At 41.2% G+C, this 8012-nt stretch carries 6 protein-coding genes; 5 read left to right on the top strand and 1 reads right to left on the bottom strand.

Annotated features, from left to right (window positions below; all coding sequences use genetic code 11):
- Positions 1–4 precede the first annotated feature (4 nt).
- Positions 5–2938, bottom strand: a complete 2934-nt coding sequence (locus tag ACR2F7_RS13360) for an insulinase family protein (protein ID WP_432714054.1) — start codon at positions 2936–2938, stop codon at positions 5–7.
- Positions 2939–3211: 273 nt separating this feature from the next.
- Here ACR2F7_RS13360 and surE point away from each other — a divergent pair, with 273 nt between their 5' ends.
- The 5 genes from surE to ACR2F7_RS13335 all read left to right on the top strand — a co-directional run.
- The gene (surE, locus tag ACR2F7_RS13355) at positions 3212–4000 is read left to right on the top strand and encodes a 5'/3'-nucleotidase SurE (RefSeq protein WP_432714053.1); all 789 of its coding nucleotides are present in this window, start codon (positions 3212–3214) and stop codon (positions 3998–4000) included.
- A complete protein-coding gene (locus ACR2F7_RS13350) occupies positions 3984–4250 on the top strand; it encodes a stationary phase survival protein SurE (RefSeq protein WP_432714052.1) in 267 nt (88 codons plus the stop codon). Before surE ends, ACR2F7_RS13350 begins: the two co-directional genes overlap by 17 nt.
- Positions 4250–5359 carry a lipid-A-disaccharide synthase gene (gene lpxB, locus ACR2F7_RS13345; RefSeq protein ID WP_432714051.1) on the top strand — a complete coding sequence of 370 codons (1110 nt, stop codon included), beginning with the start codon at positions 4250–4252 and terminating at the stop codon, positions 5357–5359. Before ACR2F7_RS13350 ends, lpxB begins: the two co-directional genes overlap by 1 nt.
- A gap of 632 nt (positions 5360–5991) precedes the next feature.
- Positions 5992–7536, top strand: coding sequence for an FAD-dependent oxidoreductase (locus ACR2F7_RS13340; RefSeq protein WP_432714050.1), 1545 nt, complete (start codon positions 5992–5994; stop codon positions 7534–7536).
- Positions 7537–7553: 17 nt separating this feature from the next.
- The coding region (locus tag ACR2F7_RS13335) for a glycerophosphodiester phosphodiesterase family protein (RefSeq protein ID WP_432714049.1) at positions 7554–8012 on the top strand (459 nt) is incomplete at its 3' end.

Raw genomic sequence — 8012 nt, 5'->3', positions numbered from 1 at the left:
ATTGTTAATAACCGAAGATCTGCTCCACTGTCAATGTTTTAACGGCACCAAATTTTTGCATATCTTCCAGTTTCACTTTATTTTCAGAACCCACTATGCAGTAGGAATAAGGTTTACCTGAAACATGCTGTTGGTGAAAATCTTTAATTGCCGCAAAATCTAACCCTTTTAAACTACTGTAAGTGTCAATTCTTGAATCATGGTCAATACCAAGTTTCTGTTCAGCAAAATAGGCGTTAATGATATCGTGTTTAGTGATACGGCCAATTTCGATCGCATTGATAGAATTGCTTTTAGCACCTTCAAAAGACTTGTCAAACTGAGGTAAGTCCGTTAACAGCTCATTCATGCCATTCACTGCGTCAGTCATTTTATCTGCCTGGCTACCAATATAGGACATCATGGTAAATTCTTTATCCTTACGGTCAGGGGCAAAATAGTTGGCCCAGGTAGAGTAAGCTAAAGCTTTAGACTCTCTTAAAGTCTGGAAAACAACAGAGCCCATGCCCCCACCAAAATAGCTGTTAAACAAATTAACATTGGCAGCCATTGCAGGGTTATAGACTCCGTCATTGCGTACCCATCTAATTTCCGACTGCACCATGTCGTAATCGGCAAAAAGCACCTGGTTAGTCTCATTTTTTATATATTTAAATACAGTAGCAGGTGCAGCAGTTGTAAAAGCTGTAGGCAAAAGATGAATTTTTGCAAGTTCAGCAGTAAAATCTGCAACTGGCTTCGGGCCATAATACGTTACAGAATGTGCATAATTGTTGATGTTGTGCAAAATATACATCAACTCTTTAGAAGTCATTTTTTTAACCTCCTCATTCGACAATACATTATTAGTGGGGTTAAGGTCACCATATTGTGCATAAGCTACCAATCCGTTTAAAATTGCCCCTTTATTGAGCTTGGTATTCTGGCGACCTTTTAGGATAGTGCTTTTAAGTTCTGTTAAAGCCTCTTCATTAGCTTTGCAATTGGTGAAAACATGCTCCACTAATTTAACCGCTTTATCAAAGTTTTCCTGCAGACCAGAAATATTGATGGTCACCAACTCATTGCTCACCCTCATGTTGTAGGAGCAGGCAATGTTATAGAACTGCTTGCTGATTTCCTCGGCAGAATATTTATCAGTGCTCAGGAAGTTAAGGTATTGAGCAGCATAAGGAAGCAATTTGTAATTGTTAGCACCCATGTCAAAACGGTAGCTCATCTCAAAGATGCTGTTTTCTTTATTTTGTACCGTTACCACATCTGCGATACCCAGTTTACCAAAATTAAGGTCTTTCTTATAGTCCATAAATTGTGGTGCAATAGGCTTTACCCCACCTCCTATAAGGTTTTTAGTAAAGTCAGAGCTGAGGTTTGCATTTGGGTTGATAGGCGTAATTAAAGGTTTATCTACCTTCAGGCTGTTTTTATCAACCCCTTTATGTTTGTAACCTACTACGTAATTGTCGACAAAGAATTTTTGTGCAAAGTCAATCACCTGTTGTTTGGTAATTCTTGCCATGGCATCATTACGGTTTAACATTTGATCCCATTTGTTACCGCGGTTTAAAATAAACTCATTGGTAATGGTTTCCACACGGTAATCATTGTTGTCAAATTGCTTTAAAAGGCTTAATTTGTTATTAGCCACCGTTGCGCTGATCAAAGATTCATCAAATGCACCTTTTTTAAGCAGGTCAATTTGTTGCAGCAACAAGTTTTTAGCTTCCTCTAAAGTTTGTCCTTCTTTAGGTTTTGCCTCAAAATACACAATGCCATAATCTTTCATCTGCTGAATTCCAGAATTAGCATTCAGCACTTTTTGCTGTTTATTTAAATTGATGTCCAATAAACCTGCTTTGCCATTTGAGAGAATACTGGTTATCAAATCCAGCATTAAGCTTTCTTTGGTGTTTTCGGCAAAGCCACGATAAATAAGTTGCACACTTTCTGCACTTGGACCATACACCTCTACTGTTTGTATTTTGGTTAGCGGTTTTTCTGGTGCGGGGTTGTATAATTCAAGGGGCTTAGGCTGCATAAAAGCAAAACTTGTAGCCACTTTCTTAATCATTTCATCAGCATTAAAATCGCCCGATAACACCAGAGCCATATTATTAGGCACATAATATTTGTTGTAATATTTACGAATTTCAACTAGTGAAGGGTTTTTTAAATGCTCTATGGTACCGATGGTAGATTGTTGTCCGTAGTTATGAACGGGAAAAAGCAGGCGAGATATAGCCTCATTAATTTTGCGGTCATCGTTATCCAAAGTCCGGTTTTTCTCCTCATACACTGCTTCCAGTTCCGTGTGGAAAATTCTAAATACCGGATTGCGGAAACGTTCAGCCTGCAAGGCTAAAAACTTATCTACAGCATTACTCGGGAAATCTTCATTATAAACCGTTTCTTCGTACCAGGTATGTGCATTTGTCGACTGACCGCCCATAGCCTGCATCATTTTATCATACTCATTGGCGATAGAGATTTGAGAAGCTTCGCCAGAAGTTTTATCGATCTGTGCATAGATTTCTTTACGCTTTGCAGGATCTGTAGTTTTATTGTATTGCTCATAAAGAGCCTCAATTTTATCCAATAAAGGCTTTTCTAATTGATAATTGGTGGTGCCAAATTTATCCGTACCTTTAAAAAGCATGTGTTCCAGGTAATGCGCCAGACCGGTGCTATTTCTAGGATCTGTATTACTTCCTGCACGAACGGCCATGCGGTACTCAATGTTAGGCTCTTTTTTGTTCTCTGAAAGGATAACCGTAAGGCCATTTTTCAAGGTGAAAAACCTTGATTTTGAAGGGTCGTTGCTCACGTACTTGTAAGTGTATTCACCAGATTTTGCTGTTTTCCATTCATAGCCAGTTTGAGCCATCAAGGTATGTCCGGACATTAAAAAGCCGGCAATGAGCCATAATTTGTGTTTCATAAATGATATAGTTTTTCTTGAAAATAGTTTGTGGTGTAAAGATCATCCCAGGTTCTACATTAACGAAAGAGCGTAACAGCGAAAAATGATACGTAAATATAATAGGAATTGACATCATTCATTACAATTCCGACTAATTCTATGTAAATCTTGTATTTTTGTTTTTTACAATGAAAACCATCAACAGCATTATGCTTAGAAAAAACTAAAGCAGCTGTGCTGCTGATCAGTTCATAGCCAAAAAAGTATACAGCATAAAATATAAATATCTACATGAAGAAACAGCAAACAAGACCTAATATATTAATAGTCAACGATGATGGAATTACCGCTCCCGGTATAAAAAGCCTCATTGAAGTGATGCAGCAAATTGGCAATGTGGTTGTGGTAGCACCCGATGGACCACAATCTGGAATGGGACATGCCATAACCATTGGCAAGCCCTTGCGTTTCGACAGGGTACATTTATACGAAGGTGTAGAGATGTATAAATGCTCTGGCACACCTGTAGACTGTGTGAAATTAGCGGTCAACAAAATCTTTAAAGGTAAAAAGCCAGACTTGTGTGTATCAGGTATCAACCACGGACTCAACAACTCTATCAATGTCATTTATTCAGGTACCATGTCTGCAGCGGTAGAAGGTGCCATTGAAGCCATTCCATCCATAGGTTTCTCTTTAGATGATTTTACACAGGAAGCAGATTTTGAACCCTGCAAAAAGTTTATCCACAGCATTGCTTTACAGGTGTTGGAAAATGGCTTACCCGCAGCAACACTGTTAAACGTCAACTTCCCTAAAGGAGAAAACATTAAAGGAATTAAGGTTTGTCGCCAGGCGAATGCCAAATGGGCAGAAGAATTTGATGAGCGTCAGGATCCGCACAACAGACCCTATTACTGGTTAACGGGTGTATTCCAGAATAACGATAAAGGCGAGGATACCGATGTTTGGGCCTTAGACCATGGCTATTGCTCGGTGGTGCCTGTGCAATTTGATTTAACGGCACACCATGCTATACCGGTTTTAAATTCATGGACTTTCGATGTTAAAGAAGATTAAAGATACCATTTGGGCCGGTTTCGGCATTGGCATGCTGGTGCCGGGTGTTTTGGTGGGTATTACCTGGTTCATTATGCACCAGGTATCTTTTCTGGCCAAGGCAGATCTTTTGTTAATTGGCTGTATCGGCATCAATGCGATACTGTTGAAATACTTTTTCAAACAGAATAAAGAAAATACAGGTAGGGGTGTGCTGAGTGCCACCTTTATTTGGGCCTTTGCTTTTTTTATGTATAAAATTCGACAATAATGCGCTACTATTTAGTTGCTGGAGAAGCATCGGGAGATTTACATGGTGCCAACTTAATGCGCGCCCTGAAGAAGAATGATGCTGCGGCAGAATTCAGGTTTTTTGGTGGCGATAAGATGCTGGCCGAGGGTGGTACGCTGGTGAAACACTATGCAGACATGGCCTATATGGGTTTTGCTGAAGTGGTGCTCAACCTGCGCACCATTTTAAGGAATATGAAAAGCTGCAAAGAAGATATTTTGCAGCATCAGCCAGATGCCCTGATCCTGATCGATTTCCCAGGTTTCAACCTTAAAATAGCCGAATTTGCGAAGAAAAAAGGCATTAAGGTGTATTATTACATCTCCCCTAAAGTATGGGCATGGAACCAGAAAAGGGTATTGAAAATAAAAAAGGTAGTCGATCAGCTTTTTTGTATCTTACCTTTCGAGGTTGATTTTTATAAAAGCTGGGGCATGGATGTAGATTATGTCGGCAATCCTTTGCTCGATGAGATTTCCAAATTTGAGCCCAATGCACAGTTTTTACAGCAGCACCACATCGCAGACCGACCGGTAATTGCACTTTTACCCGGCAGCAGGGTGCAGGAAATTGAACGTTTGTTACCTGTGATGCTGAGCCTCACTGCGCAATTACCCGACTATAATTTTGTGGTGGCCGCAGCGCCTGCTTTTGACAGCGCTTATTACCAGCAGTTTATTGGTGATAAAAAAGTAACTTTAGTCTTTAACCAGACTTACGACCTGCTGCATATTGCCAAAGCAGCTATTGTGGCTTCCGGTACGGCAACTTTAGAAACCGCCCTGTTTAAAGTACCACAGGTAGTAGTGTATAAAGGCAGTGCCATTTCTATAGCCATTGCCAGGATGGTGATCAATATCCGTTTCATCTCTTTGGTTAACCTCATTATGGATAGAAAGGTAGTAGAGGAGCTCATTCAGCAAGATTGCAACCAGGCAAAAGTATACAGTGAAATCACGCCCCTGTTAAAAGGCGAAAAAAGAGTAAGCCAATTGAATGATTATGAAGAGTTGGCCATAAAAATGGGACAGCCCGGTGCATCAGACAGAACGGCAAAACTCATTCTACAAGCTCTTCAAAAAGGATAAGTTACCTGTCAATAAAGGATCACTAACCCATTGCTTACCTATCACTAACCAATCAGTAACCCTTACACTATATTTAGTACGGAGCTGCTACCGGCTTTCTTTCGGAATTCCGGTAGCAAACCGGTAGGAAGTCGCTAGCAGCTCCCTACTTTCCGCCTATAAAAGGTTAGTGATGAGTTAGTGAAAGGTAGGGGAATTATTAGTTTTGGTATAGCTGCAGTATAGGGATTGTTAACCCTGTTGCCATTGAGTTATCCACATTTATGTGGGTAAAGTGTGAGGATTGTTAAGAAGCGTTTTTGTGGTTTTTTACCTACTGATAGTCAGTTTGTTAAAGATGTTATTATTCCTTTCGAAGCCTTTTTTTTGCACAGCTATCCCCAGCTATTGAACAAGTTGTTAACAGTGTTTCTGGTGTTATTGTTGATTAAACAACAGGTTATCCACATATCTATTCACAGTGTTGGAATCAATGTTGGTTTAAGCCAAATCAAATGTATTTCAAAGCAGCACCTTCATCGATTTCACACCTTGAGCTCATATGTTAAATTAATAACAATTTATGGTTATCCTGTGGTGCATTGTTGTTCCCATGGCAAACTTGTTGTTACCTTTAATACAACAAACTAACGATGACCTTTAACCGCGCCACTGCCATCAAAGAAATAGAACAGCCACAAAAATGGGATGTGCTCATTATTGGGGGTGGTGCCACAGGATTGGGCATTGCTGTGGATGCCGCCACCAGGGGCTACCGCACCTTATTGCTGGAGCAAAGCGATCTTGCCAAAGGAACGTCCAGCAGGAGCACCAAACTAGTGCATGGTGGGGTGAGGTATCTTGCACAGGGAAATATAGCCCTGGTTTACGAAGCTTTACATGAGCGAGGTTTGTTATTGAAAAATGCACCACACCTGGTACACGATCAGCAGTTTATTATCCCATGTTTTCGCTGGACCACTAAACTGCTCTACCTTTTGGGCTTAAAGTTTTACGATCTGCTGGCAGGAAACAGTGGCTTTAAAAAGTCGGTGTCATTATCGGCAGCCCAAGTAGCAACGGCTATTCCTGGTCTTGCTACGGATAATTTGATGGGTGGAATCAGTTATAGCGATGGGCAGTTTGATGATGCACGACTGGCGATTAACCTGGCGCAAACGGCAGCGCATTACGGTGGGGTCATATTGAATTACATGCAAGTGAGGAGCCTCACCAAAAGCAGCAATGGTTTGGTAGATGGCGTAGCTGCGGAGGATATGGAAACCGGGAAATCTTACCTGCTGAAGGCAAAAACCGTTATCAATGCTACGGGTGTATTTGTAGATGAGATTTTAAAAATGGACCAGCCCCAGGGAAAACCATTAGTACGGCCTAGTCAGGGGGCACACCTCGTGCTTGATATTTCTTTTTTGCAAGGCGATGCCGCGCTGATGATCCCTAAAACCAAGGATGGCCGCGTTTTATTTGCGGTGCCCTGGTATGGCAAATTGCTGGTAGGCACCACCGACACCCCCTTAAATGAGCATAGCCTTGAACCTGTTCCGCTGGCCACAGAAATTGATTTTATTTTGAACACAGCAGGGCAGTACCTTCGGAAAAAACCTGTGAAGAGCGATATTCTAAGTGCTTTTGCCGGATTACGTCCACTTGCTGCCCCGGGCAAAAGTACCCATCACACCAAAGAAATTTCCCGGAGCCATAAGTTGATTGTGAGTGATTCTGGTTTGATTACCATCACTGGAGGAAAATGGACTACCTATAGAAAAATGGCACAAGATACGATTGACAGGGCCATAGACTTAGGGAAACTGGCCATGGTGAAATGTATAACCGACCAGGTGAAGATTTTTGGTGCCGATGGTGCAGAAGTGCTGAAGCTCAGAAATTTCATCAAGACAGATCCTGATTTTGGGGAGCAGCTTCATCCCGCTGCATCCATGACAAAAGGAGAGGTGATTTATATGATCAGGCATGAAATGGCTAGAACGGTGGAGGATGTTTTGGCGCGCCGCAACAGGACGTTATTTTTAAATGCTGCGGTAGCGGGGGAGTTGGCACCTGCGGTGGCTTCAATTTTAGCCAAGGAACTAAACCATGATGAAGAATGGCTTGCTGAACAGTTAGCTGAATTTAATAGGCTTGTGCAACAGTATTTGTTGAGATGTGATGAACAATAAATTTACAATATATATCAATGAAAAAAACGCTTTATTTAGCCTGTGGGTTAGCTTTAATGAGTCTATTTGGCTGTAAAAGCAGCAAGCAGGTTAACGTATCTACAAAAGCTGAATTCCCTCAATTTAGTGCAGAAGCCCATCGTGGTGGTCGTGGCTTAATGCCTGAAAACACCATCATGGCCATGATAGACGCCATAGACCGTGGGGTAACGACCTTAGAAATGGATGCTCAAATTACTTTAGATAAAGAAGTGGTTATTGCCCATGACCCCTGGTTAAATCCACTGTTTGTAAAAAGCCCCGAAGGTAAAGAGCTTGCAAAGAAAGATCAGGAGCAGTATATTATTTACAAAATGAAATACGATGACCTGCGTAACTATGATGTGGGTTCTAAATTTTATGCTGCTTTTCCACAGCAGAAAAAAGTGAAGGCTTCTATTCCACGCCTGGCAGATTTAATTGATTCGGTACAAACT

Source organism: Pedobacter sp., from assembly GCF_045628745.1.
In the GTDB taxonomy this organism is placed as follows: domain Bacteria; phylum Bacteroidota; class Bacteroidia; order Sphingobacteriales; family Sphingobacteriaceae; genus Pedobacter.
Note: the sequence above shows the minus strand (reverse complement) of the source record. Positions and strands in the feature narration are given on the sequence as shown.

Bases quoted from the DNA above. Each gene is read 5' to 3' on its own strand.
- ACR2F7_RS13360 (WP_432714054.1), bottom strand. From the start codon at position 2,938: ATGAAACACAAATTATGGCTCATTGCCGGCTTTTTAATGTCCGGACAT.
- surE (WP_432714053.1), top strand. From the start codon at position 3,212: ATGAAGAAACAGCAAACAAGACCTAATATATTAATAGTCAACGATGAT.
- ACR2F7_RS13350 (WP_432714052.1), top strand. From the start codon at position 3,984: ATGTTAAAGAAGATTAAAGATACCATTTGGGCCGGTTTCGGCATTGGC.
- lpxB (WP_432714051.1), top strand. From the start codon at position 4,250: ATGCGCTACTATTTAGTTGCTGGAGAAGCATCGGGAGATTTACATGGT.
- ACR2F7_RS13340 (WP_432714050.1), top strand. From the start codon at position 5,992: ATGACCTTTAACCGCGCCACTGCCATCAAAGAAATAGAACAGCCACAA.